At 42.5% G+C, this 24,946-nt stretch carries 12 protein-coding genes, 1 tRNA gene and 1 pseudogene; 3 read left to right on the forward strand and 11 right to left on the reverse strand.

The window, feature by feature from the left end; genetic code table 11:
• Window positions 1-78: 78 nt before the first annotated feature.
• The 4 genes and pseudogenes from AB0756_RS33690 to AB0756_RS33705 all read right to left on the reverse strand — a co-directional run bounded on the left by AB0756_RS33690 (window position 79) and on the right by AB0756_RS33705 (window position 8,318).
• The gene (locus AB0756_RS33690) at window positions 79-1,512 is read right to left on the reverse strand and encodes a tyrosinase family protein (protein ID WP_038085250.1); all 1,434 of its coding nucleotides are present in this window, start codon (window positions 1,510-1,512) and stop codon (window positions 79-81) included.
• A 237-nt stretch (window positions 1,513-1,749) separates the two neighbouring features.
• Window positions 1,750-2,622, reverse strand: a complete 873-nt coding sequence (locus AB0756_RS33695; protein WP_038085253.1) for an S-methyl-5'-thioadenosine phosphorylase — start codon at window positions 2,620-2,622, stop codon at window positions 1,750-1,752.
• Window positions 2,623-2,931: 309 nt separating this feature from the next.
• Window positions 2,932-3,090, reverse strand: a pseudogene (locus tag AB0756_RS33700) (IS5/IS1182 family transposase); the annotation flags it as partial.
• Window positions 3,091-3,248: 158 nt separating this feature from the next.
• Window positions 3,249-8,318: an SDR family NAD(P)-dependent oxidoreductase gene (locus AB0756_RS33705; RefSeq protein ID WP_050045317.1), complete on the reverse strand. Its 5,070-nt coding sequence runs from the start codon at window positions 8,316-8,318 to the stop codon at window positions 3,249-3,251.
• 831 nt (window positions 8,319-9,149) lie between these two features.
• On the opposite strand from AB0756_RS33705, the gene AB0756_RS33710 reads away from it, so the two are divergent.
• Window positions 9,150-10,118, forward strand: coding sequence for an SDR family NAD(P)-dependent oxidoreductase (locus AB0756_RS33710; protein WP_038085255.1), 969 nt, complete (start codon window positions 9,150-9,152; stop codon window positions 10,116-10,118).
• A 39-nt stretch (window positions 10,119-10,157) separates the two neighbouring features.
• On the opposite strand, the gene topA is transcribed toward AB0756_RS33710, so the two are convergent.
• Window positions 10,158-12,323 (reverse strand): type I DNA topoisomerase, encoded by a 2,166-nt coding sequence (gene topA / locus AB0756_RS33715; protein WP_038085257.1) that lies wholly within the window; start codon window positions 12,321-12,323, stop codon window positions 10,158-10,160.
• Window positions 12,324-12,459: 136 nt separating this feature from the next.
• On the opposite strand from topA, the gene AB0756_RS33720 reads away from it, so the two are divergent.
• Complete coding sequence (locus AB0756_RS33720; RefSeq protein WP_038085260.1) at window positions 12,460-13,143, forward strand: Uma2 family endonuclease; 684 nt, start codon at window positions 12,460-12,462, stop codon at window positions 13,141-13,143.
• Window positions 13,144-13,259: 116 nt separating this feature from the next.
• Here the strand turns inward: AB0756_RS33720 and AB0756_RS33725 are convergent, their stop codons facing one another.
• Complete coding sequence (locus AB0756_RS33725) at window positions 13,260-13,844, reverse strand: Uma2 family endonuclease (RefSeq protein ID WP_038085263.1); 585 nt, start codon at window positions 13,842-13,844, stop codon at window positions 13,260-13,262.
• 138 nt (window positions 13,845-13,982) lie between these two features.
• Here AB0756_RS33725 and AB0756_RS33730 point away from each other — a divergent pair, with 138 nt between their 5' ends.
• Window positions 13,983-15,263, forward strand: a complete 1,281-nt coding sequence (locus AB0756_RS33730; RefSeq protein ID WP_038085266.1) for an MFS transporter — start codon at window positions 13,983-13,985, stop codon at window positions 15,261-15,263.
• Window positions 15,264-15,735: 472 nt separating this feature from the next.
• Here AB0756_RS33730 and AB0756_RS33735 read toward each other — a convergent pair whose 3' ends face one another.
• From AB0756_RS33735 to AB0756_RS33755, 5 genes are all read right to left on the reverse strand, one after another.
• On the reverse strand, window positions 15,736-21,903 hold the full coding sequence (locus AB0756_RS33735) for an EAL domain-containing protein (RefSeq protein WP_038079833.1): 6,168 nt from the start codon (window positions 21,901-21,903) through the stop codon (window positions 15,736-15,738).
• An 859-nt stretch (window positions 21,904-22,762) separates the two neighbouring features.
• Window positions 22,763-23,428, reverse strand: coding sequence for a Uma2 family endonuclease (locus AB0756_RS33740; RefSeq protein ID WP_038079831.1), 666 nt, complete (start codon window positions 23,426-23,428; stop codon window positions 22,763-22,765).
• Between the two features lie 93 nt (window positions 23,429-23,521).
• Window positions 23,522-23,725, reverse strand: a complete 204-nt coding sequence (locus tag AB0756_RS33745) for a hypothetical protein (protein ID WP_038079829.1) — start codon at window positions 23,723-23,725, stop codon at window positions 23,522-23,524.
• A 209-nt stretch (window positions 23,726-23,934) separates the two neighbouring features.
• Window positions 23,935-24,007, reverse strand: a tRNA-Phe gene (locus tag AB0756_RS33750).
• Window positions 24,008-24,091: 84 nt separating this feature from the next.
• Window positions 24,092-24,925 (reverse strand): metal ABC transporter permease, encoded by an 834-nt coding sequence (locus tag AB0756_RS33755; RefSeq protein ID WP_038079827.1) that lies wholly within the window; start codon window positions 24,923-24,925, stop codon window positions 24,092-24,094.
• Window positions 24,926-24,946 lie beyond the last annotated feature (21 nt).

Consider the following 24,946-nt stretch of genomic DNA (forward strand, 5'->3'; position numbering starts at 1 on the left):
TGCGTTCCCAGGTAGAGCCTGGGAACGGGAGGGATTCGGGAGATCGAGTCTTATCTGAATCTTATCGAGCTAAAAGTTTCAAATACCTGCTACTTTTTTTTCACGCTTATATGGTCGTCGCCAAGATGAAACTTTAAGAGTGTCATAGGTATAGCCATACTTTTTGTAATTTAAAGTATCAGCCGGTGTAACAATATCATCTGAAGAAAAACTAGGCAGTAGAGATAATAAATCTCCAGGACCCCAGTTAGCAGGAGTTGATTCGCCTCCATCCCATGGCCACAATCGGTCATTGAGATTTTCTCCGTATTTGTTACCAGAGGCAGGATAGTAAGCGCTACCCGCATGACCTTTTTCTTGCCACTCAGCCCAAAGGCGATCGACGTTGGAATGAATCAGCCAAAATACCGGATCGTTGATAGAACCAGCAAGGTCAGCCATTGTGCCTAGAGGATCGGGACGACCTACAGCAGGGTCAAACGTAGCTCCACCAACAAAGCTATGGAAATAGTTATGTTGAAAAACTCCGGGCGTTGGTTGTCCTGTAGAACTGGGTTTAATAAAACCTTCTAAAGCTTGGCGAAAAGTTTTATAGTCGTTAATGGGAAAGAGCTGCTCTACATCTTCTTGAGGAACGGGGTAATTGTTTGTGGGAGGAACTTGTAAAAACCGCAAGATTGTGTTGCCAAATGTTTCTCCTGATGGTTTAAAGTGCAAGTCTGGATTTAAAACCCATCCGCTTGCTAGAGAGAAAGGTCCAGATACAACTGGTCCCCCTTGCACCTCTACCAAATTTGGCACGCCAGAACCCGAATCTGAACCGTTTGGTTGTGTCGAGCCATCAGATGCGCCATTGGCAGAACCGTTTGAAGATGTAGGTGAACCTCCTGAAGCATTCCCTAAATCTAGAGGTATGCTGAGCGTTACCCCTTGACCGTTCGGTCCCATAAAGTCATCTTGAAAGATAACTGATAATGCTTGAGCATTTGTCCAATCCCAGTAAGGAAGCGTTACATCGGGGTTTACCGATTGCAAAGCTTGTTCAAATCTGTGTATAAACTCGCGATGCCAGGGTAAGAAGAGGTCACTTTCATGAGCACCGTCATGTCCGGCTGCAGGACCTCGAGCACCGTCAAACATTAAACCCATGGCTGCAACATGCACTGCGACAAATTGGTCGTAGATACTTAGCTGACTACCTTCTGGAAAGGTATGCTTTAGTGTCTGTAGGGCATTGACAAATGCATGTTTCTCTTCTGAAGTCAAATCAACAACGTTCTTTCTCACTTTTTGAGTGACTGCCTGCGTGTGAGCAAGATGAAGACTGTCGGAATATATGCTAGCAGAACTATTCTGCTTAACATCAAGTGCTGCGAGTGTCTTATTGATACTCACGTGCTCGTGCTTGTGGGGCTCTGCATTATAAGAAATTGCTGGGGTTCCAAATACGATCGTAACTGCAACCAGCCCAGAAAGAATAAGTGTTCTGATAGTTTTGCGAGAGATTTTCATAGTCTGTACGCGATGTTTGTCAAACTCCAAGACTTTTGAGAGACTTAGAAAAGAACAGCAGGGAATAAGTATATAAATTTACACATTACAGACTTGTCTACAATAGAAAATCTTTAGCAAAACCCTTCTATTCTTTAGCAAGTAAGGTAAAAGCGAGCGTTGACCGTACTCTGGTTTTTCAGCAAAGAAGGAATAAAAAATTACCACCGACCGGGGATTTCTGATTGTGGATCGCTGTTAAAAATATTTTTTCAGCAACAACTCCAATTTTTCCTTTGTAGCTGCTGGTGCTTTTGCCAAATTCGTTAAAATTGCATACTTCAACGCTGTGTGTGCATCGCTGGGTGGTGGGTTGTCGCTCAAACGTTTGACTGTTTCTTGAATCACCTTTTGAGCATTGAGAGCATTTCTCTGTAAATTACCAACTACCATCTCTACGGTTACGCTATCATGGTCGGGGTGCCAACAATCGTAATCTGTCGCTAGCGCTAGGGTTGCATAGGCAATTTCTGCTTCTCTGGCTAACTTTGCCTCTGGTAAATTTGTCATCCCAATGACCGTTGCACCCCAGCTACGATAAAGATTTGATTCTGCCTTTGTTGAAAATGCGGGACCTTCCATACATACATAGGTACCACCACGATGTAAGGTGATATCGGGAAGATTTAAATCAGCGATCGCACTTGCTAAAACTCCTGCCAAATTCTTACAAATTGGATCGCCAAAAGCGATGTGAGCAACAATTCCTTCCCCAAAAAACGTTGAAACTCGATTTTTTGTTCTATCGATAAACTGATCGGGAACCACCATATCTAGAGGTTTGACTTCCTCCTTTAAAGAACCAACGGCTGAAGCAGAAATTAGATACTCTACGCCGATTTGCTTCATTGCATAGATATTGGCGCGAAATGGTAACTCTGAGGGTAATAACGTATGATTGCGTCCGTGGCGTGCTAAAAAAGCTACTGGAGTTGCATCCAATGTTCCCAGTATTAGAGCATCAGATGGCGAGCCAAAAGGCGTTTGAATGTGTACTTCTTCCACGTCTTTCAGGGCATCCATCTTGTATAAACCGCTGCCACCAATAATTCCAATACGAGCCTTTGTCATTATTTTAACCAAATTTGTCATTTGTCATGAGTCATCGGTCAATCGTCATTTGTTAAGTAAGCCAGCACAAACGATTGTAATTAGTATGTAGTTGGGCTTTAGCGCTAAAGCTCAACTATGTACAGCATCTTTCGTTAGATAGTTCTGTTTTTTATGACCAGCTTGCTAAAGTTAAACAAAGGACAAGTAAACCATGACTGCCAAAAATATTTTCTCACTTTCCTACCAATCCCTACCGATTCTCTAAATTAAAGCTACACATTAACTTTCAGAAATTCCCTCAATCGATCGGGGGGCTAGGGCGTGTTTTCAAACTATAACCATAGAATAATGGAGGCGATGCAGAAGCCGCCGCTGCGTGCTCGTTATCATAGCTGTAGAATTTGCAGCAAGTTTTTTATATCGGGTAGCAATGCGGCGAAATTGCTTAAGTCGGTTGATAGCACGTTCAACAATATTGCTTTGACGCTAGATTTCAATGGCTTTAGAGCCTCGACTTTGTTGCTAACAATTTGGAGCAACGGTATTAGATAAACTATGACATTGTGATGTGCGATCGCTTAGTAGCATCATCAGGGCGCAAGGTCGCTGCGCCCTGATGATGTTAATTTCTGATTTGGGATAATTTATTTTTTGGTGTTTTCTTCTAAAACTTCCAAACCATACGCTTTTTCCAAGCAATGCTTTAATTGTTCTGCCAGCACTTGTACATCAGGCTCGTCAAACAGAGAAAGGTGAGAGCCGGGAAGATAATGAACATCTATTCCTCCAGCTACGACATCGCCCCAACCAAATAGCGGATCGTAGATTTCGCCGACAGCATCAGTTCGATTTGCATCCTCAGTCCGCACTAGAGTCATTGAACCGGGGTATGTTTGATAAGTATAGTTGCATAAAGCTTGGTAATTAGCACCTAAAACATCTAAGTGCTTGTCACCCTCAGGTAATATATCCGCCTGTTCCAAAAAACGCTTATATTTATCTCGGATCAGGTATGTACCCCATTCACGCCAACCAATAAGCTTTTTCTGAAGGTACACAGGTCCTTGTTGTACAAAATTTTTTATGTGCTCCCAAATTCTTAAGATGAAAGGCAATCGCTTTTCTGTACCCGGACGACAGGTATCAATCATAATCAGAAGACCTACTTTCTCACCTTGCTTGTAAAGTTGCTGTACCATCTCAAAAGCAACCATACCTCCAAAGGAGTATCCGGCTATATAATAAGGTCCTTGTGGTTGAATGGTTTGTATTTCGTTGATGTAGTGCTTCGCCATGTCTTCAACCCGAGTATAAAAACTTTGTTCTCCATCAAGCCCTACTGGTTGTAGCCCATATACGGGTTGATCCTGTCCCAGATGAATAGCTAAAGGGCGATAACACAAAATTTCTCCACCAAGAGGGTGGATACAGAATAAAGGAGGCTTAAATCCATTGGGCTGAATTTCTACAAGGGAAGACCAAAGGATTTTTGACTGGTTTGGAACTGTGTTTGATGACGAAAACCCATAACTATCGATTAACTCCTCTTGTTGAGAGACAGTTTTAGCAAGAGCTTCTACAGTACCAGAGGGGAAGAGGCTGGCTAGAGGAAGCTTTTTACCGAATCTCTGCTCGATACTTGAGAACAAACGTACTGCTAGTAAAGAAGTTCCTCCTAACTCAAAAAAGTTATCGTTAATTCCTACCTGAGGTACATTCAATACCTGTTGCCAAATGCTGATGAGTTCTTCTTCTATCGCGGTTCTGGGTGCAACATATTTAGCAGGAGTCCCTAAATCCTCAACCGAGAGCCCTTTCAAATCAATTTTGCCTGTATTTGTTAATGGCATTTCTTGGAGTTGGTGAAAATCGCAGCGACTGCGCGTTCCAAAGCGATCGCGCACATCCAACTCTTGTAAACTGGCAATGGAAACGCGATCGCCTGGGGCTGTGAAATAGGCGGATAATTTCTGCACGCGATGGCATTTTGTCTGTATATAGCGTCGGACATGAGGGTTGGTTCCATTTAATCCAACAAGGAGATGAGCTGGCTGGTGGTGCAAGCTAACCAGAAACGAATTCAATCCCTGCTCTTTGGACATGACTGCACGACCTCGGGCAAGACGTGAATCCCGATTTTCATAACCACGGCTGATGCCAAGCCCAGCCCATGTACTTGAACCAAAGCAATAACTTTGTAACCCACTCTTATATCTCTGGTAGTGCCAAAAGCCATCTAAGAAACTATTAGCTGCGGCATAGGCACCCACGTTAAAGACCCCGAAAAAACTAATTACAGAAGAAAAGCTGATGAAGACACCGTTTGGTTGGGTCTTGAGAAGTTGATGTAGTACCCAGGTACCTGAAACTTTCGGACGAAGTGCTGTAGCCAAACTATCCCGCGTTTCCTCAATTAACAAACGCTCTTGAGCAATACCTGCTAGATGAATGACTCCATCCAACTCGCATTGCCATTCGGACTTAACCCGGTCAACCACCAACTGTAAGTGCATCAAGTCGCAAATATCTACGGCTTCGTAACGAACCTGTCCTCCAAGCTGTTCCAAGGATAAGTAAGCTTTAATGCGTGTGGAGACGGTATCTTCTTGCCTTAAGTGTTCTTCCCATGTGCTTCTTTCTGGTAGAGGAGTTCTGCCTACTAATAAGAGTTTAGCTTCGTGTTGTTGTAACAAATATTTGGCAATCTCTACACCAATCTCCCCTAAACCTCCACTAAGCAAATACATTCCGCCACGCTTAAAAGGTAACTCCCGCTTTGGCGCTTGTTGTGGGTCAACTTTCTCCAAACCAGGGACTAAACGTTGTCCGTTTCGGTAGGCTACTTCTCGTTCTCTTTGAATAACCTGAAGTTCTCGAAGAACACAAGTGGCATTAGCATCAATGTTTTCTGTAGGTAAATCAATATGACGGCAGTCTAACCAAGGCATTTCCTGTGGAATTGTTTTGATCAAACCAAGTAACGGTGTTTTCTCGCAAGCAATTTCGTCTTCTATTCTGATGGGTTGTGTATAGCTAGAAATCACAGACAAGCGTACTTTCGTTTGAGAGCCTTGGACTTGCGAGAGTGCTTGAACTAAGAACAGCAAACTGTAAGCTCCGCTTTCTTGTGCTTGCTCTAATGCTTCTAAACTGGAGACATCTCCCTCATACTCACCATAAGTCCACAAGTGTAGAATTCGATCGATTTGAAGATTTGCTTCTTTAAGATTCTCGAAGATCTGCCGATAACAATCGGGATTTGTAGGATCGATAACATAGTAGTTATCTCTAAGCCTAGCAAAATTCAAACTGGGCTCAACACACACGTATGGTACTTCCATCTGCTCCAATTTTGCACATATTTGCACACCCAATCCCAACCGATCGAGGAAGAGCAAACACAGACCTGTCTTTGAGTGAGGAGTTAAAGTAACTGCTTCTTTGCGATGCCAAACCTTTTTGTAAAACCAGTCTGGAAGGGTGTTGGTATTGCCAGTCAGGATGTCGATTTGTTTGATAATTTCGTTAAAGTCACCTGCTTCAAAGCGTTGTTTCAGTTGCGATCGCTGAATCTTCCCAATAGCAGTTTTGGGAATAGCCTTCTTCTCAACCGGAATCAAATAGGCTGGATCTACCCCAATCTCTCGAACAACGTTTTTCCGGATCTCCTTTAGCAGTTCTGCTAATTGGTTGTTATCCGTTAGACGAGTATGGAAAAAAATAACTAATCGATCGGTATCGCTTTGGGGATCTCGGACTGCACAAGCAGCAGTATAAGAAACCTCCACTGAGTTAACTGCTTCAACGACCGCTTCTATTTCATGGCTGTAGTGATTGAGACCGTTGACAATAATGATATCTTTCTGGCGACCGGTAATAGTTAAACGCCCTTGATGAAGAAATCCTAAATCTCCTGTCCTCAGCCATCCATCTTCAGTAAATGCTTCTCGGTTAAGTTCGGGATTCTTATAGTATCCGCAAGCAATCATCGATCCATAAATTTGCAGACGACCAATTGTACCCTCAGTAACGACCTGCTCTCGATCGTCCACAATACGCATCTTAAAACCAGGGATAGGTGCGCCCACTTCTACAAAAGTTTGGTCATCTGACAAGTCCAACAAATACCGATGAGAGAATGTAACACCTGCACAGGTTTCTGTCATACCCCAAGCCGAATGCATGGCTTGGGATGACAACCCGTGAGGAGCTAGCAGATCTAAAAACCTTTTTGCTGTTTTGGGTACGATCGCCTCAGCGACTGACAACACAGACTTCACTCCAGATAAATCCCAACTCCGTTGTTGAATAACATCTGCCCTAGCATTAATGAGTCCCAATGCAAAGTTAGGAGCCCAAGCGAATGTCACCCGATACTGCTCGATCCAATCCAACCATCTCAGTGGATCTTCTAACATGACCTCAGCAGGAGCATGGATCTGCTGCGAGCCTACATAGATATCTCGAATAGAACAGCGTACAAGGCTTCCTACATGGTCTAGGTTTAGCCAGTTCAATGAAACATCTTCGCGTTGGAAATTATTCATTTGTGCGCTAGCAGAAACATTACTCAAAATGTTACTGTGATTTAACATTACACCCTTGGGAAAACCCGTACTGCCAGAAGTAAGGATGAGTACTGCCAAATCATCGGGTTGGGCATCATACCAATGTTTGTCCGGTTGGCACAAGCGCAAGCGATCGATAGTTTCAACTTGGAAGTTTGTCAAATCCAGAAGGTTAGGCAGCAAACCTATTGCTGGAGCTAGTTCTGCACTAGTAAGAACGAGCGGTTGCTCCAACATTTGCCAAGCATTGTGTAGCTTTTGAACAGTACTGTTGACTGACTCATACGTTGGAGCAGTTGATATTGGTACGGGTACAAAGCCTCCCAAAATGCAACCCCAGAAAGCAGGGATAAAGTCCCAATTGTGGTTTAACTGGAAAATCACTTTATCTTGAGGCTTTAAACCTAACTTGCGTAATCCTGCTAAAATTCGCTCTGCCTCATCCAATAAATCTTCATAACACTGTACAATTTCAGAGCCATCAGCCTGTAGATAGATAATTCCTTTTTTTGGTACCTGAGATGCGGTTCTTTGCAAAGCCTTTGATAGGGTGGTTGGAAGCCCCGCGTCCTCCTGTGAAGGCTCCCCACAACTTATAGCTAATGCTTTCGATCCCCACTCTTCTTTTAACCCCAAAGCCTTTTCAACAGACGGGGTAGTAGGTAAAAGCTTTACACCCAGTATCTCTGAATCTATACTTTCTTCTTCACTCGTACCTTTGTATTCAGGTAGCACGTCTGATAGATGTAATGGAGGAATTTTTTCTACGTGCTCTTGAACCACAACCGCTACTTGTTCAACTTTTGGCACAGACAGCAGTTGCTCTTCCCAACGTTGCGCTAAGTCAGGGTCGATGACTTCCATCTCGATTAAAGCCTGCTCGTCCACCAGCCCCTGTTTATTGAGTGGTAGGGTAGATACTGGAACGCAAGCACTAATAGTTATACCAGCAGGTAGCACGGCTTGCAGGTGAGACTGTAACTGCTCCAACGAGAGTGTCCCTGCCAAAACTATATAAGCGACTAGCTCTGTTGCGGAAGTTTTTCCTTTCCGAACCCGTACCACACAGTCGTCAATCAACGGATAATCCAGCAAAGCTGCTTCCACGATTTGCAGTTCTATAATACCGTTACGATGTTCTTTCATAGCGATCGTGCTTCTAGCTAGTTATCGTTTAAAATCTACTTTTTCGGTTCGTTGCGAAGATGCTCTTTGCTTTTTTCTGGGGAGCATCCTAATGAGTGCAGATTGTCCTCAGAATGAAATTCTGAAACTATATAAACGCTCGTCCACCTACGTGGACTATAACGTATAGCCTGCGTAGCACACCCTTAGTTTATTTAGCCGTGATTTCCGAGCGCAAGCGTGTTTTTTCCAAATAGGGATGCTCCCTTTTTCTGTGGCTCAACTACAGTGCATTTATTCTTAATTCCCGAACATCTAATGTTTCATTATAGGTAATAAAACCCAGCAATATATCTAAGAATTTTCTTAATTTTCCAGTCACGTGTTATCTCGGTCCACTAGCTTGATGGAAGACCAAATTCCCCCACCAACTGCATCTGAGTGAAAAACGATAATTTTTTGCAATTCTGCATTAGCGAATTTCAAGGAATATAAATTTAGCATCACTTCAAGCCCTTTTGATTAAGAAAATTCTCTTTTTAACTTACTATATTTACTCTACAAGACTTGATTTTTATTTCTTAAAGTTATTTCATTCTTCATGAATAACTCTTCATACTTGGTGCAACTCCCTCAAATGGGATACGGCTGAAGCCGTTAAGCCTTCTTATCGCCATTGCTGCTAATGTCTAAGTATCAACACCAAAAGTTCCTGGAACAAGGGAACACCAAAAATAAATTACCCCAAATCAGAAATTAACGTGCAGGGGAGCAGCGGACTTGCGCCCTTACGATGGGATGATTTTTTAATTGGAAGTCTTCTTAATTTTGTTGAGCGAGTGATAACCAGTTATGAACAAATACCTTGAAGGTAAAATAGCATTGGTAACGGGGGCAACGCGAGGTCTGGGCAAAGGAATTGCTGTTGGACTGGGTGAAGCAGGCGCTACTGTATATATCACAGGTCGTACTTTAGAATCCAACGATGGTTCTGGAAGTCTCCGGGAAACTGAGTCAGCCGTGAGAGCAGCTGGTGGAATTTGCATACCCATTCCTGTAGACCACAGCTCTGATGAGCAAGTGCGTTTGCTGTTCGAGCGCATCCAAGATGAGCAAGGAAAGCTTGATGTGTTGGTGAATAACGTTTATTCAGGAGTTCAAGCATTAACAGATGCTTATGGAAAACCTTTTTGGGAGTGCGAACCGAATTTTTGGGATGCTTGCAACAATGTTGGACTGCGTAGCCACTATGTAGCGAGTGTTTTTGCGGCTCGGATGATGACGCAGTACCAGCAGGGATTGATTTGCACCATTTCTTCTTGGGGCGGTTTGTCTTATATTTTTGGGGTGCCATATACTGTGGGAAAGGCTGCTTGCGATCGCTTAGCAGCAGATATGGCAATTGAATTGAAACCACAGAATATTACCTCACTTTCCATTTGGCCGGGAATTGTTGGTACCGAACATATCACTCGTTTAGCCGCTCAGATGAAGGAAAATGAGGCAGCAGACCAACAAAGTGCTGTCTTTAAGGAGGGATACAATTGGGAAACTCCTTTGCTTACAGGACGGGTAATTGCCGCTCTTACAGCAGACCCAACTTTAATGCGTCGCACGGGAAAAGTGCAAATTGTTGCTGAACTAGCTCAATATTATGGATTGGTAGACCAAAATGGCGATCGCCCTGTATCGTTGCGATCGCTCAGGTTTCTCATTCCCTTTGCCATACCCGCACTGCGAAAATATTCATGGCTGGTGCCCAATCTCAATATACCTTGGTCGCTATTACTATTAATTACTGCAAGCTCGCCAAAAGTTTAACTTTAACTCGAGCAAGCAGAGTTGTATATATTGTGGAGGCTAACACTTCAATTCCCCGAATTTAGGGCTCCACCAACCTTTTTGGGTAGTAAAAAAAGCCACATCTTTATGTTTCTGGTCATTTCGAGATTTGGGGTCAGAACAGCGGAGCATTTTTTTACTTTGCCCTTCTTTTACATAGCTATACTCCTCTAAAGGTTTTTTACATACCGGACAGGGATATTCTGTGATTTGTGCAGGGGGCTTTTGGGGGCTTTCGCCTGTGGTTGCTTTTGAGCGTGGTGCTTCCCATGTTTTGCTATACTCACTCCAAAAAAGAACGACATCTTCACACCCACTCACGCATTTCAGAAAGTATTTCTTCTTAACTTTACTGCTCTTGATTTTGGCTAAGTGATTCTTGCACTGAGGACAACGAGTTCTGGAAGTCTCAAATTTACTTTTATCAACAGAGGGCGCTTTTACTCCATTCGATGAACTCACAACTACAGTTTTTGCTTTTACCAGTGCAGGTGCAAAGTAATTCTGGTTCCAATTTGTTAGGTAGTTCTGCCATGGCTGTTTCCCAGACGCTATCGCATCTAGAGCATCTTCCATCTTTGCAGTAAATTCTGTTTGTAGCAAATCGGGTAATGCTTTTAATAAAAAAGCGTCCACTTCCAAACCCAAGGCAGTTGGTTGTAAACTATCTTTTGTTAACTGCACGTAATCTCGTTTCTTGAGGGTAGCAATTGTGGGAGAATAGGTACTCGGACGACCAATCCCTTTGCGTTCCATCAGTTGGACTAATTTTGGTTCGCTGTAGCGTGGTGGTGGTTGCGTTTGCTTTTTCTCGTGTCCTGCATTTTCTAAAGTTAGAATTTGTCCCTCGTGTAAGGTTGGCAAAAGGGTATCTTTGCTGAGGTTTGACCAGTATCGGGCGTAACCTAGAAATTCAACAACTTGTCCTCTTGCTTGCCATAAAATTTCACCAGACTGAACGATTATCAAGGTTTTACGCAATTGCGCGGGACGACATTGGGATGCGATCGCACGTTTCCAAATCATTACGTACAGGTTAAACTCATCTGCAGGCAGTTCTACTCGCAACTCGGCTGAAGGACGAAACACGTTAGTCGGGCGGATTGCTTCATGAGCCTCTTGAGCCGTTTTGTTACTCCGATGTCTGGCAGTTTTCGGCGGTACATTTTGCGGATCGTTTTCCTCCAACCATTTTCGAGCATCGGCGCAAAACTCAGGGCTGAGCATCACTGAGTCCGTCCGCATATATGTAATTAACCCCGCCTCATACAACTTTTGAGCTAAAACCATAGTCCGGTCAGGAGCAAATCGCAGCCTTGAACCCGCCGCTTGTTGGAGGGTAGAAGTGATAAACGGTGGAGGTGGTTGGCGGTTGGCAATCTTACCTTCAAATTTAACGACTTGGTGTGGATGACGCCGCGCCTCTTCTACCAAACGATCTGCTTCGGCTTCAGAAAGAACGCGAGTTGACTCTGGGGCATTTTTGGTGTTACTTGCTGCATCGTCGTGTGCTTCCGTTTCCGGTTCTGAAGACTCGGCGCGTTCGCCCACTTTTCCTTTATAAAAAGCGCGGAAGCCCTCAGCATAATCTACCCACACACTCCAATAATCTTGAGGAACAAAAGACTGAATTTCCCTTTCGCGCTGGCAAATCAAGTGTAAAGTTGCGCTTTGGACTCTACCAACACTTTTTGCTCCATTATTCAAAGCCCAGACTAACGGGCTACCCTTGTAACCAACTAACTTATCCAGACAATCTCGGCACAATCCCGCCCCTATTAAATCTAGGTCAAGTTCTCTAGGATGGGCAATGGCACTCCGAACCGCAGACTCAGTAATTTCTGTATACACAACCCGTTTTGGGTTTTTGAGTCCCAAGGCTTCTTTAAGATGCCAAGCAATAGTTTCTCCCTCTCTATCTGGATCTGTCGCTAAGACAACTTCTTGAACCTGCTTGACAGCCGCCTTTAGCTGTTGAATCGTTTCCCGTGCTTGTTGGTCGCGAGGTATGTAACGACATTGTACGCTGTTGCCTTCCATCACAAATCCCAAAGAATCCTCACCTTCATTGCTGAGTTCGCGAATGTGACCGCAACTAGCACGCACGATCCAATCGCTTCCCAGGATTTGACTGAGTTTTTTGACTTTACCGGGGGACTCAACCACTAGAAGGCGTTTGGGCATAGCACCTTACCTTTTGATGTCATCTAAACAGAGGGATGCTTTGTTTTTTATAGTACACTTGTTTTGAACGTCTTGCACTCTTCATAGTGCGCTCCACCTATAATAGAAGAACTTAAAGCCAAGCCTGACAACAGTTATGCTGTCACCTGAAATCCCTGTTGCCTTACCAAGCACCAATCAACTAGCTTGCTCAGATGATACACCTGTGGATAACGAAGACCAAAATTTCTTGCCCAATGTTTTACTGTTTTTGCTGAACTCAATTTGGGCAAAGCGTCTGGATTGGTTTTTTGGTGTAGATATGGCAATATATCACACCACAGGAGTCAATTCTAGAGTGCCTGTGGTACCTGATGGCTTTTTGAGCTTGGGAGTGGAACGTAAAAAGGGGGGGAAATCTCGCAGAAGTTATGCAGTTTGGGAAGAAAAGGAGATAGTTCCCATTTTGACTTTGGAGATAGTATCCCAAACACCAGGGGGTGAATACGATGAGAAACTAGATATCTACGCTAAACTTGGTGTGTTGTACTATGTGATTTATAACCCAGAATATTGGCAACGCGACCAACATCAACCGTTTGAAGTGTATAAGTTGATAGATGGTAATTATCAATTGCAAATTGGTGAACCTTATTGGATGCCAGAAGTAGGTTTGGGGATTGGACGATACCAAGCTACCGTTGCTGGTATTCAACAACAACTATTGTCTTGGTATGACAAAAAAGGCGATCGCTATTTAACAGCAGAAGAACGAGCAGAACAGTTAGCGCAGTATTTACGTTCAATTGGCGTCGATCCCGATTCTCTACCAAGTCAGTAAAAAGCCCATTTGAGCCAGCAAGTTTGTGTGTTGGTGCGTGAATTTCAGTAAGTAAATTGGTTTACATGAGAAAAATTCTATAGCGATGAAATAGGATTGCTAATAATTGAGAACTGCTATAGATTTTCAAATTCAACTTTATCATAAAGATCCATAAGACTGATTTCAAAAGAAATAGAATTTAGAGACAATGTTTCATTAAGTTCATCATATTCAAGAAAAGACCAGCGTTTATTATCTGTTTTAAAAAAATGTTCTATATGGACTTTATATTGGTCAATTAACAAATATTCCTGAAAAGTTGGAATAGTACGATAAGCTAAAAATTTCTCATCTTTGTCATAACTTCTAGTTGCGGCTGATAAGACTTCAGCAATGATGAATGGATTAATAAGAGTATCTCGTCTTCCTTCTTGTAATTGCAATTCGCCCCGAACTACCATAACATCAGGATAGGTGTAAATTCGTTTTTTAGGAATCCACAACCGTTGATCGGTGACAAAAACTCGATAGGGTTGACGTTTGAGAGCAAAATTTAGTGCAGCATAGAAGTTTCCTGCAATTTGATTGTGATTTGGTGTCCCACCAGTCATAGGAATAATTTCACCGTTAATGTATTCATGACGTTGTTCTGAGTTAAGCTCTAATTCTAAATATTCTTCGCTTGTATAGTTTTTTTTCTCGTTAGCTTGCATTACCATTGGTTTGAATCCTCAAGCTTCAAGTTAGTAGTTATATCATTTTACAAAAATGATGATAAAAATTGATAATGGAGAGACGCTTCAAACAGCACGTCTCTACATACCGATTCAGCCACACTCGTTATTTATGAGGTTTCTGTGGAAAATCAAAGTCTTGCAAATCCTAAACCCTTCTTGCTCCAACCATCAAGTTATCAGGTTTGGGCACAGGCAATTGCTCGATTTCTCTATCAAGGTGGATATGGGACTATCCAATTCTTTATCCCTTTAATTTTTGTCAATCAGTTGAATTTTTCAGCAACAGTGGTTGGGTTTGCGGTAGGCTGTGGGGCGCTTGCTGGAGTCGTAGGGCATTTCTTGGGAGGTTATTTAGCTGATTCTCCCGCATATGGTCGCAAACGAACACTGTTATTTTCGGCTTTGTTGTCAATTTTAGCAGCGATCGCATTAGCATTGCTTCCCAATTTATCCATGCTGATTGTCGTAAATTTGCTGATGGGGTTGAGCGCCGGATGTTATTGGACAGCAGCTGATGCTGCAGTTATTGATGTCACTCCTCCAAAAGAACATCAAAAAGCATTTGCCATTCTGGTACTGGCAGATAGTATTGGCAGTGGTTTGGGAATCTTGAGTGGTGGGCTCGTACTTTCTACAGTCACGCAACCGCAAACGCTCTTTTTAATGGCAGGGTTGATTCTCTTGGTGTTTTTGGTAACAATCCAAGTTGCGATCGCCGACTCTCATCAAGAGGCGAACGAACATTCCAATCCACTCCAAGGATTTAGTTTGGCATTAAAAGATAGCTCCCTGCAAGTCTTTATGTTAGTTAATGTTCTTTTTACAACTTATATTGCTTTGGTTAGCACTACATTACCGCTGTATTTTACAAACTTTGTTTTTATTGGGATTTCACAGACGAATTCAGATGCAGGCTCGTCATTAGTCAGTGTGGCAAATCTCTTTACTTGGTGCTATGTCGGCATTGGTTCGGTGTTGCAATTACCGCTAGTACAACTATTAACTTCACTGTTGAATGTTCGAGTTCTTACAATCTCAATGTTGTTATGGAGTGCTGGATTCATTTTAGTTTGGGCAACTCATCTGATGCCATCAATTGCCATCTTTGGAACTATTGCTGCATTTTCTGTCTTGTCCATTGCAAGTGCCATCTACAAACCATTTGCACCAGCACTAATAGCTGAGTTAGCGCCGCAATCATTGCGAGCAGTTTATCTTGCTATCGGCTATCAATGTTGGTCAATTGGCTATTTTGTCGGTCCAATTTTAGGCGGATGGGCAATGGATCGTTCCCCAGCGATCGCTCACGGTTTATGGATTGCAATTTCTATCAGTAGCGTGTTCGGTTTATTCATGCTGCACATTCTCCGACTGAAGAAGTTTTCTCTTGACTCGCCTTAATTGAGATTGGCGATCGTAACGGGAGCATCCCAATTTGCAAAAAACACGTTGGCGATTGAAATCGCCGCTATACAAGCTAAGTCCCTCCGGGTTCGCCAGTCGCCTACGGCGGGAAACCCGCCTGCAGCGCCGGACTCACCACCTACGTGGACTTAATAAGAAGTCCTTGTCTTGCGGTGAGTCCGAAGGGACGAGCGTTTATATAGCCTGAGAATTCTATTCTGAAGGCAATTGGCACTCTTTGGGATGCTCCCGCTCGTAACTATGCTCAAAAACCGAGCGATCGGCGAACAGGCTAACACTCTTTGATGCTAGTTAACTATACAATACAGGTGCGATCGCAGCAGCAGGTAACCAGGGTAAATTGTTGGTGAGATAGTATAACCAAATGGATCGAGGCTTTTTTTCACTTGGCTAAAATAAGACTTCAATAGCCATTAACAATTAGCCATTAGCCATTAGCCATTAGCAATTAGCCATTAGCCATTAGCCAATCAGGTCTTTGTGCAATCAACACTTCTGCTGCTTGACTGTCCAAAGGTTTAGAAAACCAATAACCCTGTCCGTATTCACAGCCCAGTCTTCTCAATTCAGCCAGCTGTTCAACCGTTTCGATTCCTTCCGCAATAACATTCATTGATAAATTGTGTGCCAATGCCAAAATAGTGCGGACAATCTCAGTATCCTGATTTTGAACCCCAATCCTCTGAGTAAAGGAGCGATCGATCTTCAAAAGATGAACGGGAAACTGGTGCAGATAACTTAATGAAGAATACCCCGTCCCAAAATCATCAATGCAAAGCTGTATGTTACGATCGCTCAATTGCTGCAACACATCCCTTGTCACTTCTGAATAAGTCATTAAAGTGCTTTCTGTAATTTCCAGCTTTAAACTGTCTCCCCGAAGATCCATGTGACTTAAAACCCGATCGATACGTTCAATCAAATCTGATTGCGAGAGCTGCTTCACCGAAAGGTTAACGCTCATTGTCAGAGGTAAGCGATCGCTAAATTGCAATTGCCAAACGCGCAACTGACGACATGCTTCTAGCAACACCCATTCCCCAATAGGAACAATCAGCCCTGTTTCTTCTGCTAAGGGAACAAATTCAGAAGGCGAAATCAACCCCTTCTCCGGATGCAACCATCGCACCAGCGCTTCAAACCCTTCCAATCTCCCAGTTTGCAGCGATACAATCGGTTGATAATAAACTTGCAATTGTTGGTGTTGGATCGCCCATCGCAAATCTGTCTCTAGCTGTAGCAGCAATGTGGCTCTATCTTGCATACTCGTATTAAAAATAACATAACAAGATTTCCCGCCTGCTTTTGCTTGATACATTGCAATATCCGCAGCACGCAGCAATTCTTCCGCACGATTGTACCCCGTCACACTAGAAACAATCCCAATACTGACGGTATTGAAAACCTTATAACCATTTAAATCAAACGGTACATTGAGCGCTAACTGAATGCGATCGGCAATCAGGGCTTCATCTTCTGGAGAATCTAATAAAATAATAAATTCATCCCCTCCCAATCTCGCAATTATATCCATCGGGCTGAGGCAAGATTTTAACCTTCGAGCAATAGCAACTAAAAGCTCATCTCCAACCATATGCCCCAAACTATCATTAATTACCTTAAAACGATCTACATCCAAAAACAACACGGCAAATCGATAATCCCGGTGCTTCTGCGTTCGCCGAATAGCTTGCTCCAATCGTTCGGTAAATAGCAGCCGATTGGGTAATCCAGTCAAGGTATCGTGGAGGGCATCATAAACCAGTTTATCCTCCATTTGCTTTCTTTCTGTAATATCGCGAAAAAAGATAGATAAGCCTTCATCATCAGGATAAACATTGACTTCCAACCACTTCTTGCTAGGTGGATAAAACTCTTCAAATTGAATGTGGTTTTTATTCTTCATAGCTTCATGATATCGCTGGTAAAACACGGTATTTATAACGATTGGATAAGTCTTCCAAAAGTTTTGTCCCAAAAGTTCCTCACCAGCTTTTCCCAATTGCCGTTCGGCTTGTTGATTGACATAGACAATCTGCCATTGCCGATTCACAGCAATAAATCCATCTGTAATTCGCTCTAAAATTCGAGAAGTTTGTTCTGTTTTCAGTTGTAGAAATTGGTTGAGTTCTTCCCTATTTCTGAGTAACCGTGCGTTCTCAATTGCGATCGCCATCTGTGTAGACAATAAATTCAATAATTCCACTCGTTCTGGTTTAAACGCAGCCGTGGCTAAGTTATTCTCCAAATAAAGCACGCCAGATAATTTCCCCTGATTGACCATTGGAGTGCAGAGAATAGATTTGGGCTGTTGTTGGCGAATATAAGGATCGGATGCAAATTGATTGTCGCGAGTTGCATTGTCTAGAACTATGCTGTTTTGAGTGCGAGCAACATAATTGACAATAGCAACACAAACATTTTGGCACTTTTGAATGGGAACGGGCTGTCCTATATAAATTGTCTCGCCATCCGCCATACCTGTTGCTTCCATTAACAGCTGACCATCTGTTTCTAAAATCAACCTTCCTATCTGTGCTCCAGCATTTTCAATCGCTACCTTCATAAGAGTTGATAACAGACGGGTGAGAACAAGCTCGCTTGCAATTGCTTGAGACGCTTTCATGACAGTTTCCAAATCTAGCGTCTCGGAACGGCTACTTGTGGAATCGGTCACAGAAATTTTGGCACTGGTTTCTAAAGGTTGCTCGAAGAATTCTGGAAACTTTGTCTCCAAATCTCTAACTTTTGCCATAGCCCCCCATCTGAGATAGCGGTAACGGGCTTCCTGTATGCAGGTTTTAGCAAACACAACCTTTCCTCTAGCCGAATAAACCATAGCAGAGCGCTCGTAAGCAATAGCCGCCTCTTGAGTGTACTCGTGTTCGTCTGCAAGGGTAATGGCGCGATCGTATAACTCCATTGCTTGAAACTCTTCACCCAATACGCGATGCTGTTCTGCTTGCATCAAAAAAAATTTGTGCTGGTAGTTCATGGGAGCATGTCGCGCCCATCGTTCCATTTGTTCGAGATCCAATTTCACTTTGCTCAGAATCTCAATCTGCTCCGGAGGTGATGCTTCAGCATAAATCGCCAATCGGGCTAACGCATCATAAAAGTGGAAGAATGCAATGCTGACTTGTCCTGCAACTCCATCAAGATAAGCTGCTGCTAAATCCGCATTTTCCACTGCTTGCTGTGGTAGGTTAAACCAGCAGCAAAGCATAAGTTTATTTAGATAGAGTAGAAACAAAACTTGGCGATCGTTTGCTTGTTGCAATAAAGGTAGCGATTGTACTTCATTGTAAGCATTCCCTATTAAGAGATGGGTATGGGAAGAACCTGCTGTTAAGTTCAACATCGCTTGTTTGAACATTGCGATCGCATGAGCGTTTCTTGTTTGCTTTAGAGATGTTAAGTCATAAATATAATTGGATGCCAATTGTTCTATTTCAGCGAGAAACACCCCAGCAAAGAAAGCTTGATCGCAATGATGAAGCGCCGTATAACCAGCAAATTCAAAGTCTCCGTTCTCGATACCTGCTTGATAGCAGTCTTGTAAAGGACTCAGAGTTGCTCTCAGATGAGTTTTCCAATAGCGGGTTCCCGCATGGACGGGTAGGAGCGTTCTACAACGAATTGGTTTGTAGTTCAGCTTTTCCAACAATGCTAGAGCCAAATCACTAAATTGACAGCCTGCTTCAATATCAACTCCACAAAGAATTAAACCGTATACAGCGTAAGGAAAAGGAGAAATCTCTGCATTTCCGTACTCAATCGATAGATTGACTTGCTTAATGACAATCAATGGGAATAATTCAGGGGTGCTAACGTGTGCTGCAGGAATAGCACTAGATAACACTCGCATGGCTGCAAGGACTCTAGCTTCCGTCATTTGGGGTAAATTGATTAATGATTCAATAGAGACATCAGCCAATCGAGCGATAGTTTCTGTAAGCGCCTTTTCAACATCTGCTTGAGTTGCTGGTGTTGGAAAGTTTACTTCTAACAAAGATAGTATCTCTAAAGCGATCCTAAGCGCTTCTATTGGATATCCCTGTACGAGTAGGGCTTGAATTTTAACTTCGTAAACTCGTACTTTATGCAATACCGTTCGTGCTTGCTGTAGTGTCTTTTGAGCTAACTGTTCCATGCGCTCAAATTCACTATTAAGAAAAGCAACTTCAGTTGCTGCTTGGTACAATTCTAGTGTGAGATTGTACTGTTGTTGCCAACTGTCTTCTGCTAGCAACCTTAATCCCATTCGCAAGTAACTAAATGCTGAATCATAAGCAGCAGAGGCTTTCGCTTTTTCTCCTACCATCAAATTGAGTTGCGCCAGTTTGTTTCTGTCCTGCTGCTGCTCGATCAATTCTTGCCCTAAATTCAGTTGATTGACAATATCAAAATATCTTTGCTCTTGCTGTTGGGAATCGCTATTAAAAAGCAACAATTGTCCAATTTGGTAATGAATCTTTTGGCGATCGCTTGCTGGTATAAGTGAGTAGACGGCTTGCTGAATTCTATCGTGTACGAACTTACATTCAACAACTGCCTGTTCTTGAATACCCAGTACAAGCAACTTATAATTATTGTTGAGAGGCATCACCAGACCCATAGCAACAGCGTCTTGAAGTACGATCGCCGTTTCTTGAGACGAGCGATGGTAAACCATTGCCAAAATATCTATTTCAAACTGATTGCCAATACAAGCTGCTAATTTTAAAATATTTTGAGTTTCGGATTTAAGTTGTTGAATTTTCAGAGCCAATAGTTCTATTACATTGCTTGTAATCTCTCTAGTTTTTATCTGCTCGATATTCCACTGCCATTTGCATAACTGCATGTTAAATTGCAAAAGATTTTCTGTATTCAGAGTTTTCAGAAACTCCTTGACAAAGAAAGGATTGCCACCTGTTTTATCTATGACAAGTTGAGCAAGAGGTTGAGCTTCTGCCGTAGTGCAGCTTAATGTTTCAGAAATCAGCATTGTCACATGATATAGTTCCAGTGGAGAAAGGACAATTTGCCGAATAGATCCTCCACTACGGCTAATTTCCTCTACGGTTACCAGTAAAGGATGGGCTGCACTGACCTCATTATCGCGGTAAGCCCCAATGGCAAATAGATGAGTGCTATCTGTTGCTGTTAGTAAGAGTTGTAGTAATTTTAAACTGGCTAGATCTGCCCACTGCAAATCATCTAAAAACAGTACCAACGGATGTTCGGGCTGAGCAAATACGCGAATAAAACTTTGAAAAACAAGGTTGAAACGGTTTTGTGCTTCTGCTGAACCCAACTCAGGGACTTCTGGCTGTCTACCAATAATCAGCTCTATCTCAGGAATAACATCTATAATGACTTGAGCGTTGGGAAGCAACGCTCCCAAAAGCTTTTCGCGCCACTGACATAACTGTTCTTCCTGCTCTGATAACAGTTGTCGCACGAGATCGGCAAAAGCATTCACGATCGCAAAGTAAGGGATATTCCTCTGGTACTGCTCGAACTTTCCCGCAATAAAATAACTCTGTTGCTGGGTTACGGACTTATAAAGTTCCTGCACGAGAGCAGATTTGCCAATCCCGGAGTAGCCAGATACCAGCACCATCTGGGTTTTGTTAGGGGATGCGATCGAAGGCTGAGAACTCTCGCTCATCTCCTTTTGCACAATTTGCTCAAATGTCGCAATTAGCATGGTAATTTCTTGCTCTCTACCATAAAGCTTTTGCGGAATTTGCAGCGCAGTTGATATATCTGTGCTAGCAAGCGGGAAAGGTTGGATAGTACCAGAATTCTGAAGTTGTCTCAGGCATTCTTCTAAATCTGTTTTAATACCTTTAGCACTTTGGTATCTTTCCTCTGCCATTTTTGCCATAAGTTTGAGAATGATTTGAGATATGGCAAGTGGAATTTCTGGTTTGCGCTTGTGGGGTGGTATTGGTTGTTTGGCAAGATGACAGTGTACTAACTCCAGCAAGTTGGTGGTATTGAAGGGTCTTTGCTGGGTAAACAATTCGTAGAGAGTGACACCTAAAGAGTAAAAATCGCTGCGGTAGTCGAGGGATCTGTTCATTCTACCCGTTTGCTCCGGGGACATATAGGCCAAAGTCCCCTCTAAAATGTGGGGACTGGTAAGGATGGGATTTTCGCGAGCAAAAATAGTAGAAATGCCAAAGTCAATAATTTTTAACTGTCCCGTAACCGGATTGAAAACAATATTTGAGAGATTTATATCTTTATGGATGACATTCTGTAGGTGAATTTCACCTAGTATTTCAGTGATTTGGATGCCGAGTTTAATAGCTGTTTCTATGGAAAATTGTTGGTGCTTCATCAATAAATTCAAAGCTTCCCCACCAAAATCCTCTACAGTCATTACCAAACTATGCCGATATTGTTCCAGGCTATAAGCTCTGACTGTACCCTCCAAGGTTAGGTGGCGGGTAATCTCGTACTCTAGTTTAAAACGAGCAATTTCCTCAGGAGGCGGGTACTCTTGCTTGAGTATTTTGAGGATAACGGGAAATCGATCCGAAAGCCTGCATCCTCGATAAACTAATGATTTGCTACTTTCGTAAAGTTTTTTTGTAATTTCATAACCTGCGATCACTATCATCGAAGATTTGTAATGTTATGTGTATACCGTCCACAAACAAGATCGTTAACAAGTCATGTCATTAATATTACATTAATTCTTCATACAAAATCGATAGAGTAAAATCGCGTACTGTCATGCTTTAGTTAGAAATTTTTGGGAAAGTTGGAAAAATACAGCAGTTTTTTATAAAAAAATTCAAAATCCCCAGAATGATGTTTTAAATCGGGCTGATACTTGAACCTATTTTGCTAACAGACGAATCACAGCTATCCAAATTGGGATACTCCTCTGTGCTAGTAATACTTCGAGATACTCTAAAATTTGTTGCTTAATATTAATCGCTATCATCAACAATACCTTTGCCAAAACGCCTTCACTCTAGAAAAGTGAACGACAGGCGCTACAACGGGGGGCTTTGGGGTCCTCACGAAGTGGGGTTGGGGGAAACCCAGAGCAGTTGCTTCAACGGGGGGAACCCAGAGCAGTCGCCTCAAAGGGGGGAACCCAGAGCAGTTGCATCAACGGGGAGAACCCCCCTTCGGGTTCACCAGTCCCCTGTAGAGGGAAACCCTCCTATGGCGCATTCGCGCCACGCTACGCTATCAGGGCTAGATTCACCGCAACGCACTGCCTCGGCTATACAAACAAAGCTCCCCTGTGCGGGCTTTAGGTTTTAGCCCACGCAGGTGGGCTTTCTTTATGTAGCCACAGACTTCCAGTCTGTAGGGCTTTTGAGAAATTGGCAAAGGTATCGATCGAGTATTAATTTTTGTGGTGAGCTACTCGACATCTAATTTTTCAGAGCGAGTTAAGCCAGCCAAAGGTTTCAAGCTGATGCAAGTAAAATATGGAATAGCTTATCTCTAATTTTTGACATTTATTTTAGCGTATTTGGGTCAATTCCTTGCTGTTGTAATCTTGCTAAAATATTTTGCAATTGTTCTTCTGGTGTTGGATATTTATTACCATCTTCATCATACCAGTAAAGCCATTCACGCGTTCTTCCTTGATAAATTCCTCTTTCACGCCCGATACCTAAATCAATTTCTGGCATCCAAATTTTATCTCCAGGTTGTAAGATATATTCACCATCAACTAAACGGTATACTTCTAAACGTTGGCGTCTGCGTCTTAGTCGTGTAGGAGCATAAATAACATAATACAATATTCCTAATTGAGCGTAATCCGTTTTTTTCTTTTCGTACTCACCGTTATAGGTTTGGGAAACAATTTCTAAAGCTAATATAGGAGCAATATTATCTTCTTCCCATAACACATAACTAGAACGTCCATTTTCACCTACAAATCGTTCTACACCTAAACTTAAAAAACCATCGGGAACAATAGCATCTTCTGAGGGTGCATAATAAATTCCCATGTTTATGCCAAAAAACCAATCTTCACGATTTTGCCAAATTGTTGCTAATATGGCTAATAATAAGTTAGGAATTAAGATTTGCAGCTCGCTATCCACGGGTTTGTCGTTTGAATCAGGTAATTCGGCGGATGAAGGTAGGCAATGTAAGGGATTGTATTTATACATAATAAGATGATGGGTGTTTAATTTCGATCGGAGCCTCCTTCCGTTTCTAAGAGAGGGGGAGTATTTTATTCCCCTCCCCGCATCGGGAAGGAGTTAGGAGATGGGTTCTTGATTCCCAAATAAATCTAAACTCATCTGTCCATAATTTAACAGTAACTCAGTTTGCATATAGCTAACTTTGGCTTTAATTTCATCCATCACTAACCATAAATCTAACAAAGTTTTTTCTTCAGGTATACGCTTTTTCTCATCACCGATTTGCGGTACAACTTTTAACGCAACTTCAAATGTCCGCATCTACAAATCGTTACTGACTAAGCCAGTATTTTTCAGGTTTCTAACAAAAGTTAAAAATTATACATTTGTCTGAGTTTTTCTCTTGCGCCCTTGTTGCAGAAGTATTTGCTTATTTTTGGTGAGACGCTGGATGTTAGTTTTGACAAGCTCCTTATCCATTCAAAACAAAACCCCCAAAAACCTAGTGTTTGCGGGGGTTGTTTGAGTAATGCCAGGAACCAGATTTGAACTGGTGACACGAGGATTTTCAGTCCTCTGCTCTACCAACTGAGCTATCCCGGCAAATTTCTTTCGTGTTTTTGTTTATTTCCACGATTATTAATAGTAGCGAAGGCTCAATGATTTGACAAGTACTTTTGGAAAAAATTATGCGGTAGATTTTTTCTTAAACTGAACCAAGCTGAAAACCGCTAAAAATAGCACAAATTGTACGAGTACGATACTGGGTCCGGAAGCAAAGTTGAACAAACCCGATACCATAATCCCGCCAAAGCTACTAGTGGAACCGACAATCACGGACAAAATGAGAAACCAGTTAAAGTGATGGCTCATTAATTTGGCTGTTGAGGCGGGAATCACTAAGAAAGCGTTCACGAGTAAAACGCCGACCGCTTTAATTGCTACAGCAACAGCCAGTGATAGCAGGACTACAAAACAATAACGATACAATTGTACTGGAACCCCTTGAACCTTTGCTACCGCAGGATTAAGAGTTAATAGAATTTGCTGCTGCAAAGTTAATAAGAGAAATGCACTACCTCCTATAAGGACAAGCAGAGTTAAAACTAGGTCAGTAATGTCAATCGCTAAGATATCGCCGAACAGTATGCTCATTAAATTGCCACGATACCCTTTAATTAGACTAGTCAACAGCACTCCAAGGGCTAACGCACCGGAAAGGACAATACTGAGGACACTATCGCTAGCCAAATCTGTTTGATCGATGAAGTAAAGAACAACCAACCCAAACAGTAAAGTAAAGGGTAGTAACATCCAGGTGGGATTTAACTGTAGCAGTACACCTAACGCCACACCCACTAAAGCAGCATGACCTACCGCATGGCTAAAGAAGGACAATTGGCGCAAGGTGACAAAACTACCAAGCAAACCGCCAAGTATTCCCATCAACACCGCACCTGCGATCGCTCGTTGCATGAAGGGAAACTGTAGTAAATTCACCAAGTCATTCAAATTTGTCATTGGGCATTTCTAAAGTTATGT

Source organism: Tolypothrix campylonemoides VB511288_2, from assembly GCF_045999855.1.
Classification (GTDB): Bacteria; Cyanobacteriota; Cyanobacteriia; order Cyanobacteriales; family Nostocaceae; genus Scytonema; species Scytonema bouteillei_A.